21 protein-coding genes and 1 pseudogene are annotated in these 25,859 nt (G+C 67.6%); 7 read left to right on the top strand and 15 right to left on the bottom strand.

The window, feature by feature from the left end; genetic code table 11:
• Positions 1 to 7: 7 nt before the first annotated feature.
• From trpD to pdsR, 6 genes are all read right to left on the bottom strand, one after another.
• Entirely contained in the window at positions 8 to 1,042 is a 1,035-nt protein-coding gene (gene trpD / locus ACYVGY_RS01285; protein WP_460455681.1) for an anthranilate phosphoribosyltransferase, read from the bottom strand.
• Between the two features lie 25 nt (positions 1,043 to 1,067).
• The gene (locus tag ACYVGY_RS01280; RefSeq protein ID WP_460455680.1) at positions 1,068 to 1,655 is read right to left on the bottom strand and encodes an anthranilate synthase component II; all 588 of its coding nucleotides are present in this window, start codon (positions 1,653 to 1,655) and stop codon (positions 1,068 to 1,070) included.
• 126 nt (positions 1,656 to 1,781) lie between these two features.
• Positions 1,782 to 2,330 (bottom strand): SIMPL domain-containing protein, encoded by a 549-nt coding sequence (locus ACYVGY_RS01275; protein ID WP_460455679.1) that lies wholly within the window; start codon positions 2,328 to 2,330, stop codon positions 1,782 to 1,784.
• Between the two features lie 21 nt (positions 2,331 to 2,351).
• On the bottom strand, positions 2,352 to 3,827 hold the full coding sequence (trpE, locus tag ACYVGY_RS01270; protein ID WP_460455678.1) for an anthranilate synthase component I: 1,476 nt from the start codon (positions 3,825 to 3,827) through the stop codon (positions 2,352 to 2,354).
• Between the two features lie 60 nt (positions 3,828 to 3,887).
• Positions 3,888 to 5,897: an ATP-binding protein gene (locus tag ACYVGY_RS01265; RefSeq protein ID WP_460455677.1), complete on the bottom strand. Its 2,010-nt coding sequence runs from the start codon at positions 5,895 to 5,897 to the stop codon at positions 3,888 to 3,890.
• A 1-nt stretch (position 5,898) separates the two neighbouring features.
• Positions 5,899 to 6,588, bottom strand: a complete 690-nt coding sequence (pdsR, locus tag ACYVGY_RS01260; protein ID WP_460455676.1) for a proteobacterial dedicated sortase system response regulator — start codon at positions 6,586 to 6,588, stop codon at positions 5,899 to 5,901.
• 143 nt (positions 6,589 to 6,731) lie between these two features.
• Here pdsR and ACYVGY_RS01255 point away from each other — a divergent pair, with 143 nt between their 5' ends.
• The 3 genes from ACYVGY_RS01255 to ACYVGY_RS01245 all read left to right on the top strand — a co-directional run bounded on the left by ACYVGY_RS01255 (position 6,732) and on the right by ACYVGY_RS01245 (position 9,651).
• The gene (locus ACYVGY_RS01255) at positions 6,732 to 8,759 is read left to right on the top strand and encodes a marine proteobacterial sortase target protein (RefSeq protein ID WP_460455675.1); all 2,028 of its coding nucleotides are present in this window, start codon (positions 6,732 to 6,734) and stop codon (positions 8,757 to 8,759) included.
• A gap of 92 nt (positions 8,760 to 8,851) precedes the next feature.
• Positions 8,852 to 9,037: a hypothetical protein gene (locus ACYVGY_RS01250; protein WP_460455674.1), complete on the top strand. Its 186-nt coding sequence runs from the start codon at positions 8,852 to 8,854 to the stop codon at positions 9,035 to 9,037.
• Complete coding sequence (locus ACYVGY_RS01245) at positions 9,034 to 9,651, top strand: class GN sortase (RefSeq protein ID WP_460455673.1); 618 nt, start codon at positions 9,034 to 9,036, stop codon at positions 9,649 to 9,651. Before ACYVGY_RS01250 ends, ACYVGY_RS01245 begins: the two co-directional genes overlap by 4 nt.
• A 12-nt stretch (positions 9,652 to 9,663) precedes the next feature.
• Here ACYVGY_RS01245 and rpe read toward each other — a convergent pair whose 3' ends face one another.
• Genes rpe through ACYVGY_RS01230 form a run of 3 tightly spaced genes read right to left on the bottom strand, consistent with a single transcriptional unit; the run spans position 9,664 to position 10,986 of the window.
• The gene (gene rpe, locus ACYVGY_RS01240; RefSeq protein WP_460455672.1) at positions 9,664 to 10,338 is read right to left on the bottom strand and encodes a ribulose-phosphate 3-epimerase; all 675 of its coding nucleotides are present in this window, start codon (positions 10,336 to 10,338) and stop codon (positions 9,664 to 9,666) included.
• Between the two features lie 7 nt (positions 10,339 to 10,345).
• Positions 10,346 to 10,672 (bottom strand): J domain-containing protein, encoded by a 327-nt coding sequence (locus ACYVGY_RS01235; protein WP_460455671.1) that lies wholly within the window; start codon positions 10,670 to 10,672, stop codon positions 10,346 to 10,348.
• A complete protein-coding gene (locus tag ACYVGY_RS01230) occupies positions 10,669 to 10,986 on the bottom strand; it encodes a c-type cytochrome (protein ID WP_460455670.1) in 318 nt (105 codons plus the stop codon). The genes ACYVGY_RS01235 and ACYVGY_RS01230 overlap by 4 nt, the downstream gene beginning before the upstream one ends.
• A gap of 94 nt (positions 10,987 to 11,080) precedes the next feature.
• Between ACYVGY_RS01230 and ACYVGY_RS01225 the strand changes: the two genes are divergently transcribed.
• Both ACYVGY_RS01225 and ACYVGY_RS01220 read left to right on the top strand, forming a co-directional pair.
• Positions 11,081 to 11,977 (top strand): phosphoribosylaminoimidazolesuccinocarboxamide synthase, encoded by an 897-nt coding sequence (locus ACYVGY_RS01225; RefSeq protein WP_460455669.1) that lies wholly within the window; start codon positions 11,081 to 11,083, stop codon positions 11,975 to 11,977.
• A 65-nt stretch (positions 11,978 to 12,042) separates the two neighbouring features.
• Positions 12,043 to 12,528 (top strand): Mpo1 family 2-hydroxy fatty acid dioxygenase, encoded by a 486-nt coding sequence (locus ACYVGY_RS01220; RefSeq protein WP_460456239.1) that lies wholly within the window; start codon positions 12,043 to 12,045, stop codon positions 12,526 to 12,528.
• Between the two features lie 78 nt (positions 12,529 to 12,606).
• Here ACYVGY_RS01220 and ACYVGY_RS01215 read toward each other — a convergent pair whose 3' ends face one another.
• The gene (locus ACYVGY_RS01215; protein ID WP_460455668.1) at positions 12,607 to 13,098 is read right to left on the bottom strand and encodes a hypothetical protein; all 492 of its coding nucleotides are present in this window, start codon (positions 13,096 to 13,098) and stop codon (positions 12,607 to 12,609) included.
• A gap of 154 nt (positions 13,099 to 13,252) precedes the next feature.
• Between ACYVGY_RS01215 and ACYVGY_RS01210 the strand changes: the two genes are divergently transcribed.
• Positions 13,253 to 14,140 (top strand): DMT family transporter, encoded by an 888-nt coding sequence (locus ACYVGY_RS01210; RefSeq protein ID WP_460455667.1) that lies wholly within the window; start codon positions 13,253 to 13,255, stop codon positions 14,138 to 14,140.
• Between the two features lie 497 nt (positions 14,141 to 14,637).
• Here ACYVGY_RS01210 and ACYVGY_RS01205 read toward each other — a convergent pair whose 3' ends face one another.
• From ACYVGY_RS01205 to ACYVGY_RS01185, 5 genes are all read right to left on the bottom strand, one after another.
• Positions 14,638 to 17,133: an efflux RND transporter permease subunit gene (locus ACYVGY_RS01205; RefSeq protein WP_460455666.1), complete on the bottom strand. Its 2,496-nt coding sequence runs from the start codon at positions 17,131 to 17,133 to the stop codon at positions 14,638 to 14,640.
• A gap of 10 nt (positions 17,134 to 17,143) precedes the next feature.
• Positions 17,144 to 18,346, bottom strand: coding sequence for a WD40/YVTN/BNR-like repeat-containing protein (locus ACYVGY_RS01200; protein ID WP_460455665.1), 1,203 nt, complete (start codon positions 18,344 to 18,346; stop codon positions 17,144 to 17,146).
• 88 nt (positions 18,347 to 18,434) lie between these two features.
• A complete protein-coding gene (locus ACYVGY_RS01195) occupies positions 18,435 to 19,799 on the bottom strand; it encodes a DUF1329 domain-containing protein (protein WP_460455664.1) in 1,365 nt (454 codons plus the stop codon).
• A 20-nt stretch (positions 19,800 to 19,819) separates the two neighbouring features.
• On the bottom strand, positions 19,820 to 21,850 hold the full coding sequence (locus ACYVGY_RS01190; protein WP_460455663.1) for a DUF1302 domain-containing protein: 2,031 nt from the start codon (positions 21,848 to 21,850) through the stop codon (positions 19,820 to 19,822).
• Positions 21,851 to 22,048: 198 nt separating this feature from the next.
• The gene (locus ACYVGY_RS01185) at positions 22,049 to 22,918 is read right to left on the bottom strand and encodes an NAD-dependent epimerase/dehydratase family protein (RefSeq protein WP_460455662.1); all 870 of its coding nucleotides are present in this window, start codon (positions 22,916 to 22,918) and stop codon (positions 22,049 to 22,051) included.
• 183 nt (positions 22,919 to 23,101) lie between these two features.
• Between ACYVGY_RS01185 and ACYVGY_RS01180 the strand changes: the two are divergent.
• Positions 23,102 to 25,849, top strand: a pseudogene (locus ACYVGY_RS01180) (monovalent cation/H+ antiporter subunit A); the annotation flags it as partial.
• Positions 25,850 to 25,859: the final 10 nt, after the last annotated feature.

The raw sequence follows: 25,859 nt of genomic DNA, 5'->3' as shown, positions 1-25,859 counted from the left end.
AGCCGGCTCAGCGCCCGCCAAGCCGGCGGGTGGCGGCGACAAACTCGTCGAGCTTGGCGCGCGCCTTGCCGGCCGCGATGACCTTGCGAGCCTGGTCGATGCCGTCGGCGATCGAGACCGCGCGGCCGGCTGCGTACAGCGCGGCGCCGGCGTTGAGCGCGACGATTTCCTTGGGCAGGCCGTCCTTGCCGTCCAAGGCTTCCTTCAACAGCACCATCGACTCGGCGGAGTCCTCGACCCTGAGGTTCCTGCTGGCGGCCATGGAGATGCCGAAGTCTTCGGGATGGATTTCGTACTCGACGATCTCGTCGCCGCGCAGCTCACCGACCATCGTGGCACCGCCCAGCGAAATCTCGTCCATGCCGTCGCGGCCCCAGACCACCAGCGCGCGCTTGGCGCCCAGCTTGCGCAGCACGCGCACCTGGATACCGACCAGGTCGGGATGGAAGACGCCCATCAGGATGTTCGGCGCGCCGGCGGGATTGGTCAGCGGGCCCAGGATATTGAACAGGGTGCGCACGCCGAGCTCCTTGCGCACCGCCGCCACGTTCTTCATGGCCGGGTGGTGGATGGGCGCGAACATGAAGCCCATGCCGGTCTCAGCGATGCAGGCCGACACCTGGTCGGGCTGCAGGTCGATCACCGCGCCCAGGGCCTCGAGCACGTCTGCGCTGCCGGACTTGGACGAGACGCTGCGGTTGCCGTGCTTGGCGACCTTGGCGCCGGCCGCGGCCACCACGAACATGCTGGCGGTGGAAATATTGAAGGTGTGCGCGCCGTCGCCGCCGGTGCCCACGATGTCCACGAAGTTGTGGGCATCGGGCACGGTGACCTTGGCGGCGAACTCACGCATCACCCGCGCGGCGCCGGCGATCTCGCCGACGGTTTCCTTCTTCACCCGCAGGCCGGACAGGATGGCCGCCGTGATCACGGGCGAGACGTCGCCGCGCATGATCTGGCGCATCAGTTCGACCATCTCGTCGTGGAAGATCTCGCGGTTCTCGATGATGCGCTGCAGCGCTTCCTGCGGAGTTATCGGCATTGGCATGACCTATGTAGGAGGGCCTTCAGGCCCGAACCCCCCGGATGAAATTTCGAAGCATGTCGTGCCCATGCTGGGTCAGGATCGATTCGGGATGGAACTGCACGCCCTCGACGGCCAGCGTCCGGTGCCGCAGCCCCATGATCTCGTCCATCGAGCCGTCCTCGTGCTCGGTCCAGGCCGTGATCTCGAGGCAGTCGGGCAGCGACTCCTTGCGTACCACCAGCGAGTGGTAGCGCGTGGCCTCGAACGGATCCGGCAGGCCGGCGAACACGCCCTGGCCCTTGTGCCGGATCGGCGAGGTCTTGCCATGCATGATCGTGCGCGCCCGCACCACTTCGCCGCCGAAGGCCTGGCCCAGGCTCTGGTGGCCCAGGCAGACGCCCAGGATCGGCACCTGGCCGGCCAGCTTCTCCAGCACCTCCAGCGATACGCCCGCCTCGTTGGGCGTGCACGGGCCCGGCGAGATGACGATGTGGTCGGGCTTGAGAGCGGCGATCTGGGCGACCGTGAGGTCGTCGTTCCGCACCACCTTCACGTCCTGCCCCAGCTCGCCGAAATACTGCACGAGGTTGTAGGTGAAGCTGTCGTAGTTGTCGATCATCAACAGCATGTGGACGCGGGCCGTGCGGGTGGGCCGCTGAGTATAAAGCCCCCCGGCGTCAGTCGGCGATCAGGAAGACCGCATAGATCTTGTCACTGAAGGTGACATAGCCGGTCCGAAGCGACACCGGGCTGCTCAAACGACTCCCGGAGACCACGATCGCGTCAAGCTGGTCACCCTCGTCCCTGCCGAGCCACTGATAGCCATTGGGCCAGCTGCCGGCTCGGCCTCGAGCGAGGTGGTGATGCCCGACACCGTCAGCTCTTTCGACGTCTGCAGGCCACCAATGAAGGCCTCGAGCGCATCAATATCCGAAAAGCGCGCGGTGACCTCACGCGAAACCGCCATGCCTTCGTACACCTCGGCTTCGGACTTGGCGTCGTAGCGCTCGCGCGGCTCGATTTCCAGCGAGGTCGCGACGACCTCCCCGTCCGGGACGCCCGCCTGGTCGAGCGCCTTGAGCACCGCCGCCAGCTGCGTCTCCACCTTGCGCCGGGCGATGTCGACACTGGGGTCGACCACATTGAATGACACCGTGATCTTGAAGCGGTCGGGGATGGCCCGCGCTTCCGCCTCGCCATAGACCAGCAGATGGCGCTCGGACGGCAGCGCATTCATCTGCGCGGAAACCGGAATGGAAACCAGCACCAGGCAGGCCAGGAACAGCTTCATCATCGTCTTCATACCGATGCTTTCCCTACAAAGTCAGAGCCCGCCAGCGGCCTGGGCCACGGCGCGGAACAGCGCCCGCCCCTTGTTCATGGTTTCGTCCCACTCTTTCTCGGGATCGGAGTCGTGGACGATGCCGGCGCCGGCCTGCACGTGCAGGCGGCCGTCCTGGATCACGGCGGTGCGGATGGCGATGGCGGTGTCGGCGTCGCCCCACCAGTTCAGGTAGCCAACGGCGCCGGAATAGATGTTGCGCTTCACCGGCTCCAGCTCGCGGATCACTTCCAGCGCGCGGATCTTGGGCGCGCCGCTGACGGTGCCGGCCGGGAAGGTCGCCTTGATGACCTCGGCAAAGCCCACGCCCGGCCGCACTTTGCCGCGCACTTCGCTGACGATGTGCATCACGTGCGAATAGCGTTCGATGAGGAAGCGATCGGGCACGGTGACGCTTCCGGGCTCGGCCACGCGACCGACGTCGTTGCGGCCCAGGTCGATCAGCATCAGGTGCTCGGCGCACTCCTTGGGGTCGGCCAGAAGCTCGGCTTCCAGGGCCGCGTCGGCTTCTGCGGTGGCGCCGCGCGGTCGGGTGCCGGCGATCGGGCGCACGGTGATCTCCCCGCCCTGCAGGCGCACCAGGATCTCGGGCGAACTGCCCACCACCTGGGTGCCGCCCAGGTCGAGGAAATACATGTAGGGCGAAGGATTGAGCGCCCGCAGCGCCCGGTACACGTCCACCGGCCGCGCCCGGAACGGCACGCTCATGCGCTGGCTTAGCACCACCTGGAAAATATCGCCGGCGCGGATGTACTCCTTCGACTTCTCCACCGCGGCCAGGAAGCCTTCCTTGGTGAAGCCGGACACGAAGTCCTGTTCGCTCAGCAGCGACGGGTCAAGCACATCGGGATAGCTACGACCGGAATGACGCAGGCGGTAGACCAGTTCGTCCAGGCGGCGCACGGCCTTGCCGTAGGCCTGCGGCTCGGCCGGGTCGGCGTGCACGATCAGGTACAGGCGGCCTTTGAGGTTGTCGAACACCGCCACTTCTTCGCTGAGCAGCAGCAGCGCGTCGGGCGTGCCCAACTGGTCGGGCTTGTCGCCGCCGGCCAGCCGCTTTTCGATCCAGCCGATGGTTTCGAAGCCGAAGTAGCCCACCAGGCCGCCGGTGAACGCCGGCAGGTCGGGCATGCGCGGCACCTTGAACGAAGCGCGCAGCCGATCGATTTCGGCCAGGGGGTCGTCCAGCTCGCGGGTTTCGGTGAGTTCGCCGTGCTCGCGCACTTCCAGCGTGTGGTCGCGGAAGGTGTAGGTGCGCCGCGCCGGCAGGCCGATGATGGAATAGCGGCCCCAGGTTTCGCCGCCTTCCACCGATTCGAACAGATAGGTATGCGGGCCGTCGGCCAGCTTCAGATAGACCGAGAGCGGCGTATCCAGGTCCGACAGGACCTCGCGGACGACCGGGATGCGGTTGTGGCCTTCGGCGGCCAGACGCTGGAACTCTTCAACGGAAACCACGGCATTTACCTGATCGGACAGGCGCCAAGTATAGCCACGCCCCCCTGTGGGAGGGCGGGGTCAGGGCATGGGGTGGAGGTGGAGAGTGAAAGCGACGCCGTCGCCGGCGGGGAGGTTGCGGGCCTCGGCGTGGCCGCGGTGGAGTTCGGCGATGAGTTTCGCGATGTGCAGGCCGAAGCCCAGGTGGGTGCCGCCTTCGCTGCGCTGGGGCTTGGCGCGCAGGCTCACCAGCGAATCGAACAGGCGCGACTGCATGGCTTCGGGCAGCAGCGGGCCCGAGTTCGCCAGCGTGATGCGTGCGCCCTCCCCGTCCGGCGCCAGCGACAGCCGGACCCAGCCGTCGGGCGGGCAAAAGCCGCGCGCGTTGTCGACCAGCTTGTCCAGCGCCTGCACCACCAACTCCGGCGAGCCGTGCAGAGGAAGCGGCGCAGCGGGAAGTTCCAGACGGAAGTCACGCGGCGCCAATAGCGCGCGATAGCCCTCGGCGCAGTCGGCCAGGAGCCCCCTCAGGTCGAAGGGCTCGGGTTCCACCGCCGATATCGCGTGCTCGATGCGCGTGACCTCGCTCATCGTGCGCACCAGGGTGCCCATGCGCTCGATGCCGTCGCGGGCACGACCGACGTAGGGCCGGGCGTCGGCCGGCAGCTCGGCCGACTCCAGGTTGTCGAGCGAGGTGCGGACGATGGCCAGCGGCGTGTTGAGTTCGTGCGACAGCTTGCCCGACAGCGAGCGAAGGTAGTCGGTGTACCCGGCAATCTGGTCGAGCAGGCTGGCGAAGCTGCGCGACAGATCGCCGACTTCATCGCGCGCGGTGGTCACCGGGAAGCGGGTGACGCGTCCTTCGCGATCCAGCGCGCGCTCGGCGGCGTCACGCAGGTGGCGGATCCGGGTGCCCAGGCGCGATGCAAACAGGAACAGCAGCCCGAACGAGGCCAGGAACACGATGCCACTGACGCCCAGCAATTCGGAAAACGCGCGGTCGGTGAGCAGCAGCACCTCGGAGTTGGAACGCTCGAGCAGCAGCGCGGCACGCACTTCGCCATTCACCGTCACCGGCACCGCCGCCGACAGCAGCAGGCGCGCACCGGAGGGGTCCCGGCGCCAGGCGGTGCCGGGCTGGCCGGCGATCGCGCCCGCGACTTCCGTGCGCAGCACGCGGCGCGCGTCCGCCGGCTCGCTGGCCGTGGGCAGGGTGTCGCGGAACAGCAGCGCGCGATAAAGGCTGCGACGCCAGGGCAGCAGGTCGTCTTCGGTGTCGTCGGCGCCCAGGGTGCCGGCGCGCGCCAACACCCAGGCGGCGCGATCAGCCAGCACCACGCGCATGCCGGGCGGCGCCAGCGCGGTCAGGGTCGGCTCCAGGCCACCGACATAGCCGTGCAGCGGCTGCAGCGCCAGGCTGCCCGTCGCATCCAGCGTGCCGGCCAGGCGGCGCTGGCCACCCGCGTCCAGGTCGCGCGCCTCCACGCCCAGCGAGCGCACGATGAAGGCCTGCGGCAGCGCCATTTCGATGGTGTAGCCCTGCGCGTGCTCGCGCCAGAAGCCTTCGATCCGGATCGGCGGCGGCAGGCCATCTTCGCCGGCCACGCGCAGAACGCCGGACTCGCTGTTGGCCAGGCGCAGCCGCAGTTCGCCGGACGGCCCCGACAGGTGCAGGCGCAGCCGGTCGAACTCCAGGTCACCGGGCCAGTGCGCCTCGCCGCGCTGGCGGCTGGTGTCGCGCACGTCCAGCAGCAGGTGCAGGCTTTCGTTGGCGCGACCCAGGCTCATCCGCAGCCAGGGCGCCGGCGAACCGAAAGCATAGGGATCGCTCGCCGCACCCTGCCAATCGCCCGACTCGCCGTCCAGACGTGGTGCGAAGGCCAGCCGATGCGCAAACCAGCCATCACCGGCCGGCGGCAGGCTGCCCGGCCTGACGGCGACGCCGCGCGCCAGCGCTTCGGCAGACGCCAGCAGGGCCTGCTCCTGGCCCTGGCGCAGCAGGATTTCGAGCTGCTGGACGAACTTCCAGCCCGCCCACGGCAGCGCCAGCACCGACAGCGAAAGCAAGAGCAGCTTGCCGCGCAGGGTCATGTCAGGCGCGCCAGCGGTAGCCGGCGCCGTGCACGGTGTCGATCTCATCGAAGCCGGCATCAAGCGCCTGGAACTTCCGACGGATGCGTTTGATGTGGGAAGTAATGGTGGCGTCATCCACAACGACCTGCGCCTCGCGCATCAGCTGGTCGCGCGACTTCACGTGGCCGGGGTAGCGCACCATGGCGTGCACCATCCAGAACTCGGTGACGGTCAGCGCGACCTCGACCTCGTTCCAGCACACGCGCATGCGTTCGAGTTCGAGCATCAGGCCGCGCAGGCGGTAGACCGAATCGCGGGCCTGGGGCGCCGCCAGCGAGTCCAGGCGCCGGAACAGGGCGTGGATGCGGGCCGTGAGCTGGGGCAGGCTGGTGTCCTTGCTCAGGTAGTCGTCGGCGCCCAGCCGCAGGCCCGAAATCACGTCGAAATCCGAATCGCGCGCCGTCAGGAACAGGATCGGCAGCGTCGCCGAGCGCGCGCGCAGCTCCCGGCACAGGTCGAAGCCGCCCTCGGGCTCATCGCCCAGGCCGACATCAATGATCACCAGGTCCGGCAGCTTCACGGCGAACGCGGCCTGCGCCTCGGCGCGGCTGGCATGGGGCTGGACCGCGTAGCCGTGGCGACGCAGCGCCTCGGTGTAGTTGGCGCGGATGGCGGGTTCGTCTTCGACGATGGCAACGGTGCGTGACATGGCGGCCAGCCTAGGCCAGCGCGCGGTGCCGCGGCAACGGATTGCCCGCAAATCGCCATAACTCGTCGGCGCCCTGCCCGAATCGGGCCCGGTTCCGGGCCGGCGCCGGCGCTGGAATGGCAGCGTCCCCAAGGAGCACCGCCATGTACGCCCGAGAAACCCGCAAGCCCCGCCTCTTCCGCCCCCGGCCGGCGCCGCCGCGCCCGCTGGCCTGGCTGTACGCCATCGCCGCCGTGGTGCTGGCCCTGGTGCTTACGCTGGCGCCGGCCCGCGCCAGCGCCTCGGACCCGACCTCCGAACCCGAGGGTCTGATGATGAAAGTGGGCGACGAGTGGGTCGCCACCCTGGCCATGGACACCACGGTGAACATGCAGGTGCGCGGATTGCTGGCCGAGGTCACCGTGCGCCAGACCTACCGCAACGACGCCAGCGAATGGCGCGAGGGGCGCTACCTGCTGCCGCTGCCCGAGAACGGCGCGGTGGGCGGCCTGCGCCTGCGGATCGGCGAGCGCCTGATCGAAGGCGAGATCCGCGAGAAGGCCGAGGCCGAGGCGATCTACCGCGCGGCCGCCGCCAGCGGTCAGCGCGCCAGCCTGGTTTCGCAGAACCGTCCGAACCTGTTCCAGACCGCGGTGGCCAACATCGGTCCCGGCGAAGAAGTGGAGATCGAAGTGCGCTACTGGCAGCCGGTCGCCTTCCGCGACGGCGCCTTCTCGCTGCATCTTCCGCTGACCCTGACGCCCCGCTACATGAGCGGCGAACAGCGTGAGTCAGCGCAGGCGATGGCACAGCACCCCGAGGCATTGCCGGCCGTAGCAGGTGCGCGCAACCGGGGCGCCGCCCTGCCGCCGACGGTGGCGCTGAGCGTCGAGATCGAGCCGGGCATGCCGCTGCAAAGCGTCACCAGCCCCAGCCATTCCGTGACCGTGACCGCCGAGGGCAGCCGCTACCGTGCGACGCTCACCGACCTGGTCGAAGCCAGCGACCGTGACTTCATCCTCCGCTGGGAGCCGGTGCCCAGCCGCGCCCCACGCAGCGCCGTGTTCACCGATGTCGTGGACGGTGAATCCTTCGCCATGCTGATGCTGGTGCCGCCGACCCTGCCGGTGGCGCCGCTGCCGCGCGAGCTGATCCTGGTGATCGACAACTCCGGCTCGATGTCGGGCGCCTCCATGGAACAGGCGATCGAGGCCGCCGACCGCGCCCTGTCCCGCCTGCGTCCGGGCGACCGCTTCAACGTGCTGCGCTTTGACGACAGCTTCGACCTGCTCTACCCCGAAGCCGTCGCCGCCGAGCCGGGCAATGTCGCCCGCGCCCGCAGCTTCGTGCGGTCGCTGCGCGCCGAAGGCGGCACCGAGATGCTGCCGGCCCTGCGCGCCGCGCTGGCGGGCCAGGCGCCGGCGGGCTACCTGCGCCAGGTGGTGCTGGTCACCGACGCCGCGATCGGCAATGAAGACGAACTGCTGAGCCTCATCGAGACCCATCGCGGCGAATCGCGGCTGTTCCCGGTCGGTATCGGCAGCGCGCCCAACGGTCACTTCCTGCGCAAGGCCGCCGAAGCCGGACGCGGCACCCAGACGCTGGTGCGCGACGTGCAGGAAGTCGCCGAAGTGATGGACGCCCTGCTCGCCAAGCTCGACCGCCCGGCGATGCGTGACATCACCCTGACCTGGCCAGGCACCGCCGAGATGCATCCGGCGCGCATTCCCGACCTCTATGAAGGTGAGGCGCTGCAGGTCGTGGCTCGCGTGGATCGCCTGCAGGGCGCCGCCACCGTAAGCGGCCTGCGCCCGCAGCCCTGGTCGAGGCAGTTGCCGCTCTCGTCGGGCTCGGCGGCCTCGTCGCCGGGCATCGGCCGGCTCTGGGCCCGCGCCCGCATTGACACGCTCGAAGACACCCTGCGCCGCGGCGGTGACACCGAGGCACTGCGTCCGCAAATCGTCGAAACCGCCCTGCGCCACGGTCTGGTCAGCCGCTTCACCAGTCTGGTCGCCGTGGACCGGACGCCCGCGCGCGCGCAGGACGAAGCCATGGGAAGCACCCGGATGATGAATGCCACGCCCGACGGTTCCCTGCAGTTCGCGCAGGGCAGCACCGGCTGGCTGCGTGAGCTGCTGCTGGCGATGGTGTTGGCACTGTCCGCCCTCTTGCTGCTGCGCGGACGGAGCTAAGCCATGAGCGCCCGCCTGCTCGCCTGGATCGCCTGTACCGCCCTGCTCTTCCTTCTGCGCGAACCCGCGCAGGCCTGACCCGGAGATTCGCCATGGTCCTTATCGTCGAACGTCGAGAACTGTCCCCGCTGCCGCCGGCCTCCGAGTCCGGCCCGCGCTCCACCGAACGCGCGCTGCGACACATGCACTGGCACTTCGTAGCCGCCGACGCCAGCGAACTGCTGCGCCGCCGGCCCTTCCCCCTGGTTTCCCCCCGGACGGCGCAGGAGGCGCCGTGACTTCACCGCTCGCCGCCGCATCACGGATGCACCCTCGGGACAGGGAAGTCCCACCACCTGCGCTGCGTCGCTGGCTGGGGCGGGGGCTGATGCTGGCGGCGCTGGCGCTGGCCGGCCATGCGGCCTGGCTGCCGGCCAAGGCGCTGCTGGCCCAGCAACTGCTGGAACAGGCCTGGACGGCCAGCGTGCAGGACGGCGGCGCGCATCGCCCCTGGCCCTGGGCCGACACCCATCCGGTGGCCAGGCTGCAGGCACCGCGACTGGGCATTTCGCAGGTCGTGCTGGCCGGAGACGCGGGCCGGCCGCTGGCGTTCGGTCCGGGCTGGGCCGAAGCCAGCGCCGCGCCCGGCCAGTCCGGCACGACCATCATCAGCGGCCACCGCGACACCCATTTCAGCTGGCTGCGCGAGGTCCGCGACGGCGACTGGCTGTCGCTGGAATCGGACCGGGGCCTGCGTCGCTACCGCGTCACCGGACGCGAAGTGGTGGACTCCCGGACGACCCGGATCGCGACTTCTTCCACCGACCAGCTGGTGCTCGTGACCTGCTGGCCTTTTGACGCCACCGCTGCGCGTGGACCGCTGCGCTACGTGGTCACCCTGGCGCCGATGTGAGCCCCGGCCGGCTCAGCCGCGGGCGGCCGCCACTTCGGCCCGCATCCGCGCGATGACGGCGGCATAGTCGGGCGCGTTGAAGATGGCGCTGCCGGCAACGAAGGTATCGGCACCCGCCGCCGCGATCGCGGCGATGTTGTCGACCTTGACGCCGCCGTCTATCTCGAGGCGGATCGGCTTGCCGAGCTTGTCGATGCGATCGCGCACGCGCTTGAGTTTGTCCAGCGCCGAGGGAATGAAGGCCTGGCCGCCAAACCCCGGGTTCACCGACATCAGCAGCACCAGGTCGAGTTCGGGCAGCACGTAGTCGAGCACCTCCAGCGGCGTGCCGGGATTGAGCACCAGGCCGGCCTGGCAGCCCTGCGACTTGATCAGCTGCACGGTGCGGTGCACGTGCTCGCTGGCCTCGGGGTGGAAGCTGATGAGGCTGGCGCCGGCCGCGGCGAAATCAGGAACGATCCGGTCGACCGGCTTCACCATCAGGTGCACGTCAATCGGCGCGGTGACGCCGTGCTTGCGCAGCGCTTCGCAGACCAAGGGGCCGATGGTGAGGTTGGGCACGTAATGGTTGTCCATCACGTCGAAGTGCACCCAGTCGGCGCCGGCCGCGAGCACGGCATCCACTTCTTCGCCCAGCTTGGCGAAATTGGCGGAAAGGATAGACGGGGCGATGATGCAGTTCGACATGGGCTTCTCAGCGTGAGCGTCGCGATTTCTGGATGCGGTCGTAGGCGGCGTTGATCTCGCGGGCCTTGTCTTCCGCCTGCAGGCGAAGTTCGGGCGCTACGCCGGTGAGGCGATCGGGATGGTATTGGGCGATCAGGCGTCGATAGGCGCGCTCGAGTTCGGCGTCGCTGGCGTCGCTCGACAGGCCGAGCACTTCGTAGGGGTCGTACTTCTTGCGGCGGAACCAGTCAGCATCGAGCGCATGGCCCATGACCAGTCCCAGCACGGCCCCGGCCGGGTGCCGGAGCAGCAGCCATCCGGCGACGAAACCCAGCAGCTTGCCGTACCACCTCATCGCGCACCGCCGGCCACGAAGCCCGGCTGCGCCGCGTACCAGGCCGCCAGCGACGCGATGTCGCGGGGCTGCAGGGCGTTGGCGAGGCTGGTCATGGGTACGTGCTGGCGCTTGCCGCTACGGTAGTCGGCCAGGGCGCGTTCCAGATAGATCCGATCCTGGCCGCCGATATGCGGCGTGCCGAGCGCGCGGCCGGTGCCGTCTTCGCCGTGGCAGGCGACACACAGGCCCAGCTTGGCCGGCTTTGCCGGCAGGTCGGGGGCCATCGCAGGGGCGGCGAGACTGGCCAGCAGGAGCAGGGAAGACGTCGTCATGGCGGGGATTCTAGCAGCGCCTTTCGTGTGGCCGCCGTCACGGCTCGGCCGGTCGCCTTACAATAGCCGCCTCCCCTGCGCCCGCGAGCCCGCCGTGCCCACCACCCTGCACACCGCCGACCTGCCCGGCCTGCCCCTGCTCCATCGCGGCAAGGTCCGCGACGTTTTCGAACTGCCGGGCAATCGCCTGCTGATGGTCGCCACCGACCGCCTGTCCGCCTTCGACGTGGTGCTGCCCGACCCGATCCCGGGCAAGGGCGAGATGCTGTGCCAGATCAGCAACTTCTGGTTCGACAAGACGGCCCACCTGATCCCCAACCACCTGACCCACGAGCCGGTGGCGGCCGAGCTGCCCGCCGGCGTGGATGCGGCGCTGTATGCCCGCCGCGCCGTGGTGACCAAGCGGCTCAAGCCGGTGCCGGTGGAAGCCATCGCCCGCGGCTACCTGATCGGCAGCGGCTGGAAGGACTACCAGCGCAGCGGCGCGGTCTGCGGCATTGCCCTGCCGCCGGGCCTGCAGCAGGCCCAGCAGCTGCCCGAGCCGATCTTCACGCCTTCCACCAAGGCCGCCGTCGGTGACCACGACGAAAACGTCAGCTTCGCCCACATCGTGTCCCTGGTTGGCGCCGACCTGGCGATGCAGGTGCGCGATGCCACGCTGGCGATCTACCGATTCGCGTCGGCCTATGCGCTAGATCGGGGCATCATCATTGCCGATACCAAGCTTGAGTTTGGCCTGGACGAACACGGCGTGCTGCACGTGATGGACGAAATGCTCACGCCCGACTCTTCGCGTTTCTGGCCGGCCGAGCACTACCGGGTGGGCATCAGTCCGCCGAGCTACGACAAGCAGTTCGTGCGCGACTATCTGGAAACCCTGGACTGGGACAAGACCGCGCCGGGCCCGAGCGTGCCGGCGGACGTTATCGAAGGCACGCGCCGCAAGTACGCCGAAGCCCTGGACCGCCTGGCCGACCTGCGGCTGGATTGACGCCCCGGGGCTATGATGGTGCATCAACGCCCCACCGGAGACTGGCCATGGCGACTTCCCCCGATCTGACCGACGCGCGCGATCCGCGCCGTCCCATCGACCGCTGGCTGTCGAGCTATTCGGGCGACCACGTCAATTCCACCAACCAGCTGATCCACCTGCTGTGCGTGCCGGCCATCGTCTGGTCGGTGACCGCGGTGATGTGGGTGATCCCGGTGCCGCTGGCGCTGGTGAACCAGGGCGCGTGGATGGCGATCGGCATGTTCCTGGCCTGGGCCTGGTACTGGCGCCTGTCGCGGCCGCTGGCGATTGGCATGCTGGTGGTGTTCGTGGCCTTTGGCTTCCTCAATCGCATGCTTTGGATGAAGCTGGGATCAAGCGGGCTGCTCTGGCTGGCCTTGGGTGTCTTCGTCGTGGCGTGGATCGGGCAGTTCGTCGGCCACAAGATCGAAGGCCGCAAGCCCAGCTTCCTGACCGACTTGAGCTACCTGTTGGTGGGTCCGCTGTGGACGCTGGAGAAACTCTACCGAAAGCTCGGCATCCGACACTGACGAAATCCTGTCGGCGAACCTGCGAACAAAAGAAAACGGGCGCCTGGGCGCCCGTTTCTTTTTATCCGGCGTTTGGAATCAACCGCCCATGCCGGCCAGGCCTGCCGCACCCACGCCCAACATGGCCAGGATGATGCCGATCGCGATGCCGGCAACGATGCCCAGCACGACCATCACCACCAGGTACAGCAGCGCCACCAGGCAGGAACGGCCGAAACCGATCGCCCGACCGTCCGGCGCCTTGATCATCAAGTTGACGAAGAAGGCGGTGATGAACAGCGAAGCCAGCAGGCTGATCGCCATCACGCCCAGCGAGGCCATCATGGCGCCGGCCATCGCGGCCTCGTTGCCGGCCATCGCGGTCGGATCGCCCATGCCTGTGCCCACGCCCATCGCCATGGTCAGCACGATATTGACGATGAAGCCCGCCACGCCAGCCAGGAAAACGACCAGCACCGACTTGCCGTAGCTGGGCGAGAAGCTCTGCAGCATGCGGACGCTGAACTTGAGCACCAAACCACCGACCAGCAGGCCCAGTACCAGCATCACCGCGAAAATAACCAAAATCATGCCCCCGAGGGCAGCCATCTGTTCCATTGCCTCTCTCCCCATTGGATACTCGGATGCGCATTGCGCCCGGAGACTCTGCCCGAGCGCCGCGCCTGCGGCAAGCCGTTCCTGCCGGCCCGTCGACAGTCCCTCCGCCGAACCACCGGTAGTCACCATGCCTTTTCGCGACCTGCTTCTTGCGCTGTTGGTTTGTGTGGCCTGGGCCGGCAACTTCCTGGCGGCGGCCCTGGCGCTGCGCGAAATGCCGCCGCTGCTGTTTACCGGCATGCGCCTGCTGTTGCTGGCGCTGCTGCTCTCGGCTTTCCTGCGGCGTCCCGCTCCGGGCCAGTGGCCGCGACTGGTGGCGATTGCGCTGTGCATGGGCGTACTGCACTTCGGCTTGAGTTTCTGGGCCCTGAAGATGGCCGGCGACCTGTCGTCGCCCGCGATCGTGATGCAGAGCTACGTGCCGATGTCGGTGCTGCTGGCATGGCTCGTGCTGGGCGAGCGTTTCGCGTGGCGCACGGGCACGGCGATTGCGCTCAGTTTCGGCGGCGTACTGGTATTGGGCTTCGATCCCTTGGTGCTCGACAATCCAGCGTCTCTGCTGCTGATGCTGGTGTCGGCTTTTTTCCTTGCGGTGGGCACGGTGCTGATGCGCGGACTCGGCGGTGTTGACCGCTACGGGATGCAGGCCTGGACGGCGGTGCTTGGCGTGGGCCCGATGTTGGCGCTCAGTGTCTGGCTGGAGCCCGGCGGGTTCGATCGGATCGCCGGCTTCAGCGGGCAGGCGTGGTTCGGCGTGGCGTATGCGGCCATCGTCGCGTCGCTGCTCGGGCACGGCATCTACTATTCGTTGATGCAGCGCCATGCGGTGGCGCGGGTGATGCCATGGCTGCTGCTGACACCGGTGTTCGCGGTGGCGCTGGGCGTGCTGGTCTGGGGAGACCGGCCCGGCCCGAAGCTGTGGATCGGCGGCGCGATGACGCTGGCCGGCATCCTGCTGATCGCCCTGCGCAGCCTGGCAAAGTCGCGTCCGGTGCCGGCGCCGGAAGAACTTTGACGCCGGTCTTTTTAAAAGTGTTTGCGCTAGTGGCGCGTCATCGCAGCTCTGTCCACACGTTGGCGCTTTTCCGGCACGGCAGGGCCGAGAAAGTCGGGCTGGCCCGCATACTCGTGCTTGCGCCGACTACACCTAAAAGTGTCCGAAGGGACGCGCCGCGCTAGGCCGCATGCGCCATCAAAGCAAGTGAATATTTAGCCAAGCCGGATCCGCAGAAAAATGCGCCGGGAGAGAACGCGCCGCAACAGGCGCAAGCAAAGCACGGCCAACGTACCGTCTCGCCGATCAGAAAATCATGACTCCACGGTCCGGCGGCGCCGTGGAAGCGAGGGTCACTTCCCGCGAAATAAAAGGCTTCACTGAGTGGGAAGTGACCCTCGCTTCCGCGGTGACGACGGCGCGAGCCGACACGCTGCTGACGAAGGCGATAGGCCAATGCAGGGCAAAAAAGAAGGCGGGCCGAGGCCCGCCTTCCATGGATCAAGACATCAGCAGAATCAGAGCCTGGGCACCCAGGTGTCCTTCTCGCGCGGACGCAGCAACCAGCGGCACAGGGCCGGCAGGAAGATGATCGCGGCGACCATGTTCACCACGAACATGAAGGTGAGCATGATGCCCATGTCGGCCTGGAACTTGAGGTCGGAGAAGATCCACATCGCCACGCCGACCGCCAGGGTCAACGCGGTGTAGAAGATCGCGATGCCGGTGGTCTTGAGCGCCACGAAGTAGCTCTCGGCCACGGTTCTGCCCTGCAGCATCGACTCACGCATGCGCGCGAAGATGTAGATGCCATAGTCCACGCCGATACCGACGCCCAGGGCCACCACCGTCAGGGTGTTGACCTTCATGCCGATGTCGAGCTGCACCATCAGGGAGTGGCCCAGTTCGGTCACCAACACCAGCGGCAACATCACGCACAGGGCCGCCAGCGGATTCCGGAAGCTGATCCAGCACATCACGAACACCGCCGCATAAAGCAGGTACAGGATCATGTGCTCGGACTCGCGCACCGTGTCGTTGGTGGCGGCCGCGACGCCGACGTTGCCGGTCGCCAGGCGCAGGTTGACCTGGTCGGTGCTGAAGTTCGGGTCCTCCGCGGCCTGTTCGGCCAACTGCAGGCGCAGATTGCCCGGCACGTAAGCGTCGTTCGCCTCGCGGAATTCCTTCACTGCCGCGACCACGCGGTCGATGGTGGTGGCCTGGTGGTCGGAGGTAAAGATCGTGATCGGGATCGCGCTGCAGTCGGCGTTGAGCAGGCCCGAGTCGGTCTCGAAGCTCTGGGTCGCCTGGCGCAAGGTGTCCGGGTCGCGGGGCAGGATGCGCCAGCGCACCGAACCATCGTTCCAGCCCGCATTGACGATCTTGGCAGCCGCCGGGAGCGTGATGACCTGCTCGACGCCTTCCACGTTCTCCATGTGCCAGGCAAACCGATCAATGGTCTCCATGGCATTGAAGCTGGTGGTGCAGGCCGACGGACCGGACTCGGCGATGACGTTCATGATGTCCACGCCGAGGGCGAAGCGATCAGCGATCAGCACCGCGTCCTGGTTGTAGCGGGCATCGGGACGCAGTTCGGCCACGCCCTTCTGGGCATCGCCGATCATGACCTTGTTGCCGTGCTGCCAGGCGAAGAACCAGACCACCACGCCGACCAGGATCACCACGGCCGCCGGGCCGGGCTTGGACAGGCGCGAAAGCGCCGCCCAGATCTTGTCGAAGCGGGTCAGCTGGCGCAGGCGGAACTCGCGCTTGCGATCGATGTTGCGCAGGCGGGTGTAGCTCAGCAGAACCGGCAGCAGCACCAGGTCGGTGAGGATGGTCAGGGCAACGCCGACGGTGGCGGTGATCGCCAGCTCGCGCACCATGTCGATAGGGATGATCATGATGGCGCCGAAGCCGATGCAGCCGGCCAGCAGCGCCACGGTACCCGGCGCCAGCAGCATGCGGAAGGACAGACGGGCCGCTTCGAGCGGCTCCACGCCGTCTTTGGCGCGCGCCCGCAGTTCGTCCACGGTGCCCTCTTCCAGGCCGCCAAAGAAGATCTCGCCGCGGAAGCGGTTGATCATTTGTTCGCCATGGCTGACCGCGATCGCGAAGATCAGGAACGGCGTCAGCATGTTCATCGGGTCGATGCCGAAGCCCATCAGCTTGAGCGCGCCCAGCATCCAGACCACCGACACCAGGGCCGCGGCCACGGTCAGGCTGGCGAGCTTGCCGGAGGTGGAGTACAGGAACAGCAGCAGCCAGGTGAAGGCGATGGTGACCAGGAAGAACTTGATGACCGACCGTGCGCCATCGCTGATGTCGCCCACGACCTTGGCGAAACCGATGATGTGGACGCTGTGGTTCTCGTCTTCGTACTTGGTGCGGATGGCCTCGAACTGGCTGGCGACCTCTTGGTAGTCAACCTTGTTGACGTCGCTTTCCGGGATCAGGTCGGCCCAGATCATCGCGCCCGACCAGTCCTTCGCGACCAGACGGCCGACGATGTTGGCCTTGACGATGTTGCCTCGGATCGCGCGGAAGTCCTCAGGCGTCGACTCGAAGCCTTCGACGTTGGGCGTGAAGGTTTGCGGGATGACGTTGCCGCCCGACAGGCCGTCTTCGACCACCTCGATGAAGCGCACGTTGGGCGTGAACAGCGAGCGGGCGCGAGCGTCATCGGTGGAATCGAGGTTGATCACCTCGTTGGTAACGTTCTCCAGGGTCCGCATGAAGTCCTGGTCGAACATGTCGCCGTCCTTGGCGATCACGGCGACGAGCACGCGGTTGGCACCGCCGAACTCAGCCTCGTAATCCTGGAAGGTCTGCATGTATTCGTGCTGCAGCGGCACCTGCTTCTTGAAGCCAGCGTCCACCTTCAGCTGCGCGGCGAAGTAGAGCATCGCCAGGGTGATCACCGTGAAGACGATGAGGATCAACGGCCGGTTGCCGAAAACGATGTTCTCGGCAAAGCGGGCGAAGGGGCCGGGTTGGGCGTTGGGCAGGCTCATTGCGTCTCCGTCACTTCGGGCGGTACAGGTCGGCGCCCTTGTCGCCGATCACGAGGTATCCGGCGTCGTCCACCGGCAGTACGCCCGAGAGCAGCGGCGTTTCACCGCTGGTCATCTCGTAGGCCACTGCAGTGAAGGGCGTCGCGGCGTCGGGGCGGGTCAGGATGGCGCCATTGGCGCCGACCAGGACCGCGCCGCCATTGGGCAGCGCATAACCACCCATGAGGCTGGTGGTGATGCCGGTTTCGAGTGCGTTCCAGGTGTCGCCCAGGTCGCGGGACTCCAGCACGTTGCCGCGCAGGCCGAAGACCAGCAGGTGATCGTCTTCCCAAGCCAGCACGCCAAACATGGAGCCCTCGTAGGGAAGGCGCTTGCTCTCCCAGGTCTGGCCGCCGTCCCGCGAGCGCATGAACGCGCCGCGCTCACCGGCGATCACCAGCGCACCGGAGCCGGTGCGGGTCATGGCATTGAGGTGCGGGTCCAACTCCGCTTCCAGCATCAGATCGTCGTCGCTGAAGGTCCAGTCATCGGCCGCGGCAACTTCGTCCTGTGCATCATCTATCGGCATCGGTGCGTCCTCGACAACCGGTTTGTCGAGCACGCTGCGCGGGGTCCAGGTAACGCCGCCGTCGCTGGTGACCAGCATCAGGCTGTACGCGCCGATGGCGAAGCCGTTGCGAGCGTCGGTGAAGAACAGGTCCATCACCGGCACGCCTTCGCTGGGATCGACGACGTCGTAGCTCCAGGGCGCAGCGCGGCGACGGGTCCAGGTCTGGCCCCCGTCGGTGGAATGGACGATGACGCCGTCGTGGCCGGCGGCCCAGAGAATGCCGTCGGCACTGGCGATCGTGGTCAGGGTGGCGCGCGTGGGCACCTTGGCCTGGGTCCAGGACTTGCCGTCGCCGGACATGAGCACGTGGCCACGCTCGCCGACGGCGAAGTAGCCGGCGCTGGTGCGCACCGCGTCGAGCAGCAGCGAGCGGCTGGCGCGCGGCATGATCTCTGCGTCGCGCAACACCGGGTCGATGGCAGGGGCGGACGGCTCGACGGATTGCTCCGGAGCGGCGTCCATGCCGGAATTCAGATCGGCCGTTTCGGCCGCTGCATCCTCGGCGGGAATTTCAGCCTCAGGCGCCTGCGCGGAGAGCGGCAGGGCCAGGGCCAACAGCAGGGCGCCGGTGAGGCGCGCGCTGGAAAGGGGGGTTGCTGGCATTTCTTCCTCCACCTGGCCCCGCGCCATTCGCGGGGCCCTTAACGCAGCCGCGCCCTTTCGGGCGCGGCTGGTAACCAACAGCTTGGGGTCAGCGCACGCCCGAGGTACGCAGGTTCTGCGGCGAGTAGTTCGCCGGCGTGCTCTGGTAGCCGAAGTCACGCGGCTTGTCTTCGTTGTCCAGCAGACCGGTGATGTAGCGACCCGACTTGAGATCGTGGTGGGTCTCGAGGGTGGACCAGAAGGTCGGCACCTCGTAGTAGTTCACCGACGGCGCGTCCGAGTAGCGCCACAGGTTGCCCTGGCCATCGTAGTGGTCGATGGCCATGATCTGCCAGCTGTCCTCGTCGATGTAGAACGTACGGCGGCTGTTGATGTGGCGCTGGCCTTCCTTGAGCTTGGCCTCGACCACCCAGACGCGGTGCAGTTCATAGCGCATGAAGTCCGGGTTGAGATGCCCCGGCCGGATCAGGTCGCTGATCTTGGTCTTGTCGCTGTGCGCGCGGTAGGCGTTGTAGGGAACCAACATTTCCCGCTTGCCCACCAGGGTCCAGTTGAAGCGGTCCATGGCGCCATTGAACATGTCGGTCATGTCATTGGTGCGCAGGCCGTCGGACGCGGTGCCCGGGTTGTCGTAGGCGACGTTCGGAGCGCGGCGCACGCGGCGCTGGCCCGGGTTGTACACCCACGCCTGGCGCGGCGCAGCAGCCGCGTTCAGGGTTTCGTGCACCAGCAGCACCTGGCCGGCAAGACGCGCCGGGCCGAGCACTTCCTGCTTGAAGTACAGCAGGATGTTGTTGATGTTCTCGGAGGTGTTGCCCGGCTTGTAGTACAGGCCCAGGATTTCCTCGCGCACCTTGATCAGCGTGAACGCACCACCCGCGGTCGGAGCGGCCTGGTTGGAGTAGCTGACCACCGACAGGCCCTTGTACTTGAGCTTGTGGTTCCAGATCACTTCCTGCGCGCTCTGCGGGATCGGGAACGGAATGCCCTCGGCACAGTTCTGGATGCCTTCGCCGTCGGCGACCAGCTTGCACTGGGTGGCATTGCGCTTGGTGAAGTCGTAGGTGCGCTGCGGGAACGAAGCGCTGCGGCGGGTCGGGTACACGTCCATGCGATAGGTCGGGTACTTGGCGAACATCGCCTTCTGGCCGGCCGAAAGCACTTCGCCGTACTGCGCGACGTTGGCACGAGTGACCGAGTACAGCGGCTTGTCGGCCGCGAACGGATCAACGTGGAACGTGCCGACGCGGAAGCCCGCGGGCGGGCGGACGATGCCGCCATCCCAGGCCGGGATGGTGCCCGCGGCGTTGCCGGCTTTCTCACCGCCGACCGGGGTAAGGCTCTGGCCAAGCTTGGCCGCTTCCTGCTCGCTGACCGCGGCCTGCACAGCACCGGTACCCAGCACGATGGCGCCGACCAAAACGGTCAACGCATGCTTCTTGAAAATTTTCATCCTCTGCCTCCCTGTTGGCGTCAGAACGAATACTTGACGGAGAACGACGCGAAGTCGCGATCATGGATCTGGTTATATTGCTCGGCGCCGCTGAACGCGGTGTAGCTGAGGTCAAACACCAGCTTGTTGAGGTAGTTGGCCTCGACGCCGAGGGTCAGCGACTTGCGATCCTCGAGGAAGTTGCCGCCCGGTCCCGGGGTCGTGCCGCTCACGTCATGGTTGAACGCGATGCGCGGAGACAAGGTGATGGCCGTGCCGAAAGCGCTGGAGTAGTCAGCGCGCGCGGCAAAGCGATAGCCCCACGAGAACGCCGTCGGGAAACCGCCGGTCAGCGTCTGCGGGTTGCGCAGGCAGCCGAACTGGAGCGCACCCAGGCCCGGGAAACCAGCCGCCGCGGTGTCACCCACGTCGCAGCCGCCGCCGGTGTCGGTGCCTTCGCCTTCATAGCGCAGCACGGACTGCGAGGGCAGGTCCCAGACCTCGGTGGCGCCGAACTCGGCAACCATGGCCAGCTGATTGGCACCCAGCACCTCGGCGAAGGCCTTGGTGAAGGTCATCTGGATCTGGCTGATTTCATGCTCGCGCCAGCCGCGGACTTCCTGGCCCAGGGCATAGCTGCCGAGCTGGCTGTTGAACTGCAGCGCCGGCACCGGGATGAACGGGTTGAGCGGGGTGAGCGCGGCGAACAGCAGTTCGACGTCGTCCACCTGCAGCGGCGCGTTCGGGCGATGGCTGATTTCACCCTGCCAGGCGATGCCGCCGGGCAGCGTGGTGTTCCAGCTCATGCCGAACATCTGGATGTCTTCCGGATACTCGACGAAGAAGCGACCGCTGGCGGCGCCGACGACCGGGTTGTTCACGGCGCGGCCCGAAAGCAGCGGCACGCGGCTGTGGTAGTTCAGGAAGTAGAAGCCGAACTCGGTCTCGTTGAGGGCTTCGGCGTACCAGCGCAGCGCCATGCCGTACTGGCCGGAATCGCTGGCCGGACGGTCCTCGATGCGGCCGACGGCGTTGCCGCAGCCGATGGCGATGACCTGGGCGGCGGTGGCGGCGCTGCCGTACAGGGCGGTGAGGTCGGCGAAGCGGTCGGAGTTGGCGTAGCCAGCCGGTCCGCTGTAGCAGGTGTTGAAGAAGTTCTCGGGGTTGTACACCGGCTGCGGCGTGGTGCCGAAGCCCAGCATCACGTAGGTGCCGCCCGGGGTGCCGAAGTCATTGGAGCTGAAGTAGGTGCCGGCGGCGTCAACTTCGATTTCCTCGAACTCGAACATGTACACGGCCTCGAGGGCCACGTTCTCGGACAGGTTGATCGAGCCCCACAGCATGTCGATCGGCAGGAAGGCTTCTTTCAGCTCGGCGCCGGCCACGCGCAGGGCGGACAGGTCGACCGGGTTGATCACGTTCACGCCGTTCTGGATGAAGGTGCCCTCACCCCAGCTGACGACCTGGCGACCCAGGCGCAGCGTGCCGCCCAACTGGCCGTCGTCGCCGAGTTCGAAGTTCTTGTAGACGAACGCATCGAGCATGCGGAAGCGCTGGCCGATGCGGTCCTGGGCGATATTGGTGAGGTCGTTGCGGCCTTCGTTCTCGAAATCATGGAAGAAGGTGGCGCGGGCGAAGGCGCCCCAGTCACGCCAGTTGACGCTGACTTCGGAGGTGATCTTGAAGGCGCTCGAGATCGCGTCGCCCTTGTCGTACTTGAGGTTGCCGTCGTCGCGGTTGGCCGAGAAGCGACCCGGCGCGGCGATCTGGGCCGGCGTGCCCGGCACGCCGCCGGTCGAGGTGCAGCGGCCCGGACCGACCGGGATGGCGCCGAGCGGGAAGTTCTGGGTGCACAACAGCGGGTTGAACCAGGACTTGGCGACGAGGTTCGAGTCGCGCTCGTCGACGCGCCAGGAATAACCGTAGGACACCGTGGTGTCCAGACTGCCGGACAGCTCGCCGCGCGAGAATTCGAACGCCTGGGCGGCCGGGGCCAGCAGCAGGCCTAGCGTGACAGCGGCGGCCAAGGGGGCACGAGCGGCCAGCCCGTGGGTTGCGTGCAGTTTCTTCATGGGTGGATCCTCGGGTCAGGGCTTGCGTGCGGTAATCGGGGCACCACCAAAGGCGGTGGTATCAATTGGCGGGTGGAGTGCCGCCGCAAAGGAATTGTTCTTCATGACGGTTCTGGCTCCCCCCAGACTCTAGAGCATTTCCTCTAGGCATATTAATAGTTCGTTAGGAAATGGCAATGCTCCCGCGTATGGTGCCGCTCAGCGGGCTGGATGCTGCACTGCCGCATCCGGCGGAAACGCTGTCAGACCGGGCCGAAAGCCACGCGGCGCGTGACCCAGCGTCGCCCGGGCAGGCCCGGCGTCGTAGACCTGGTCCTGTGCCAACCGAGCCAGGAAGCCCTCCCCCAAGCCCTGCCCGCGACCGAACAGACGCAGCGCCCGGACCCCGAGCCGGAACAGCGGCGCCGGTAGCCGGATGACCCGCGTCCCGGGCGCCCCGGCGGCCAGTGCGCGGTCCACCATCTCCCCGAAAGGCAGGGTCTCCCCGCCCGGCAGGTCGAAGTAGCCAGGGCGCGGCCGCGGCTCGCGCAGACAGGTCAGCACGGCGGCGGCAACGTCCTCGACGTGCACCGGCTGGCGCTGTCCGCGGGCACCGGCGGGCAAGACCAGTACCGGCCAGCGTCGCGCCGCGACCACGAGCCGGCTGAGGCTATGGTCGCGGCCATTGCCATAGATGAGTGTGGGCCGGAGCACCGTCAGGGCGATGCCGCGCGCCGACGCGATGTCGCTGAGACGGCGCTCGGCTTGGCGCAGCGCCGCCGCCATGCCGCGCTCCTCGGGATCCGGCGAGTCTCGCTTGCCGTGGACGCTCGTGGAGCCCAGCGCCACCACCCGCGCCGGGGTCAGCGGCGACGCGTCCAGCCAGTCGGCGAAGGCATCCAGCGGTCCCAGGCTGACGATGGCGACGACGCCTTCGGAGCTCGCAGCGAAATCCGACAGGCCGGCCTCGAGCCAATCCACGCCGTGCCGGGGAGCCTGCGGCCGGCGCGAAGGCGCCAGGCAGCGAGGGTCGGTCGGCGCCAGCGCCTCGGCGAATGCCGTACCGACCTGGCCACTGAGGCCAAACACCAGCCACCTTGTCGCCGAAGCAGACCTTGTCGTATCCATGTTGGGAGGATAACGCCGGGATGACGACGCGGGCACGACATTGGCTTGGGTTAGACTTCAGCAACAGCCATCGCTTCGCGCGATGCCGAACCCGACCGCCGCCCCGCGCCGCAGGCCGCGAGGCGTCGACCAGCAAGGACCGCGATGCTAGAAACACTGCTTGCCATTCCCTTCGTGTTGGCCCTGATTATCGGGCTGCTGCCGCGCGACCGGCGGCGGAGCGCGGCGTGGCTGGCTGGCCTGGCGCCCGTCTCCGGACTGGTCCTGTTGGCGCTGATGACCCCGCCGGTGCTGGCCGGCGTCGGCGTGCGCAGCATCACCGAATGGGTGCCCACGCTGGGCCTGGCGCTGTCGCTTCGCCTGGACGGCCTGGCCTGGATGTTCGCGGGCCTGGTGCTGGCGATCGGCGGCCTGATCGTGCTCTACGCCCGCTACTATCTAAGCGAAGAAGACAGCATGCCGCGCTTCTTCAGCTACCTGCTGCTGTTCATGGGCTCGATGCTGGGCCTGGTGGTGGCCGGCAACCTGATCCTGATGGCTGTGTTCTGGGAGCTGACCAGCGTCAGCTCCTTCCTGCTGATCGGTTTCTGGAACCATCGCAGCGACGCCCGCGAAGGCGCACGCATGGCATTGGCCATTACCGGTACCGGTGGCCTGGCGCTGCTCGGTGGCGTGATCTTGCTGGGTCGCATCGTCGGCAGCTACGAGCTCGACGTGGTGCTGGCCGCCGGCCCGCAGATCCTGGCCAGCCCCTGGTACCCCGCGGCCCTGGGATTGGTGCTGCTGGCGGTGTTCACCAAGAGCGCACAGTTCCCGTTCCAGTTCTGGCTGCCGCATGCGATGGCGGCGCCGACGCCGGTGTCGGCCTACCTGCATTCGGCGACGATGGTGAAAGCCGGCGTGTTTCTGCTGGCGCGACTGCATCCGGCGCTGGCGGGCAGCGACCTGTTCTTCTACGTGGTCAGCGGCATCGGCGCGATCACCCTGCTGGTGGGCAGCTGGCACGCGATCTTCCAGCACGACATCAAGGGTCTGCTGGCCTACTCCACCATCTCGCATCTGGGCCTGATCACGCTGCTGTTCGGGCTGTCCACGCCGATGGCGGTGGTGGCGGGCCTGTTCCACATCATCAACCACGCCACCTTCAAGGCGTCGTTGTTCATGGCGGCCGGCATCATCGACCACGAAACCGGCACCCGCGACATGCGACGGCTGGGCGGACTGTTGAAATTGATGCCCTATACCGGTGCGCTGGCGATCATCGCGTCGCTGGCGATGGCGGGCGTGCCGCTGCTCAACGGCTTCCTGTCCAAGGAAATGTTCTTCACCGAGGCGCTGGAGGTCGAAGGCCATCAGTTCATGCGCATGGGCATCGCCGTCGCCGCCGTGCTGGCAGGTGCCTTCGGCGTCGCCTACAGCCTGCGCTTCGTGCACGACACTTTCTTTGGCGAGGGTCCGGCGCGAACGGAGTCCACGCCGCACGAGCCGCCGCACTGGATGCGTATTCCGGTCGAGGTGCTGGTGGTGGTTTGCCTGGCGGTCGGCATCGTGCCGGCAATAACCATCGCGCCGGTGCTGCAGGCCGCCGCCACGGGCGTACTGGGCGACCGGGTGCCGGAATACAGCCTGGCGATCTGGCATGGCCTGAACGTGCCGCTGATGATGAGTCTGTTCGGGCTGGCGGCCGGCATCGCGCTGTATTTCGGTATTCGCAAGCTGATCGACCTCTACGGCATCAGCTACGACTCGCTCGGGCGCCGCAGCTTCGAATGGTTGCTTGAACGCGCCGGCGACGGCGCCGCGAAGCTGACCGCCACGCTGGAGAACGGCAGTCTTCAGCGCTACCTCGGCCTGATGGTGATCGCGGCGCTGGTGATGGGCACGACGCCCTTCCTCAGCGCCTCGCTGTCGCCGGGTGATGCGCAGCCGATGCCGCCCCTGGGCTGGCTGGTGTGGGCGATCGGCGTCGCCGCGACGCTGGCCACCGTCGCCCTGCATCGCCGACGCCTGCTGGCCCTGGTGGTGATGGGCGCCGTGGGCCTGGCGGTCAGCCTCACCTTCGTGCTGCTGTCGGCGCCGGACCTGGCCCTGACCCAGCTGCTGGTGGAAATGGCGACCATCGCGTTGATGCTGCTGGCCTTGAACTACCTGCCCGACGAGTCGCCGTTAGAACGCTCGCGCCTGCGCCAGTGGCGCGACGCCCTGATCGCCCTCGCCGCTGGCGGCGGCACTGCGGCACTGGTGTATTCGGTCATCACCCGCCCGCTAAACACGGTGTCGTCCGAGATCCTGGCGCTGTCGCTGCCCGAGGGCGGCGGCAGCAACGTGGTGAACGTGATCCTGGTCGACTTCCGCGGCTTCGATACCCTGGGCGAAATCACCGTATTCGGTATCGCCGGCCTGGTGGTGCACGCCCTGCTTCGGCGCGCACGCATGCTGCCCGAGCGCGTCATCGCCGGGGCGTCCGACCCCCTGCTGATCCCCAACCTGGTCGCCCGCCTGCTGCTGCCGCTGGCGCTGGCGGTTTCGCTTTATCTTTTCCTGCGCGGCCATAACCTGCCCGGCGGCGGCTTCATCGCCGGCCTGGTGCTGGCGGTGCCGATGCTGATGCAGTACGTGCTCTCGGGCACCGACTACGTCGAGCAGCGCCTGGGCTTCGACTACCCGCGCGTGATCGGCCTGGGCCTGCTGGCCGCGCTGCTCACCGGCCTGGGCAGCTGGCTGCTCGGCTATCCCTACATGACCAGCCATACCGACTACATCGCCGTGCCGCTGCTCGGCAAACTGCCCATGGCCAGCGCCATGGCCTTCGACATCGGCGTCTATCTGGTGGTGGCCGCCGGCACCCTGCTGATGCTGGGGATGATGGGCAGCGTACGCGCCCCGACGACCGGGAGGCGCG

The sequence above is a fragment of the Arenimonas alkanexedens genome (assembly GCF_054781355.1).
Note: the sequence above shows the minus strand (reverse complement) of the source record. Positions and strands in the feature narration are given on the sequence as shown.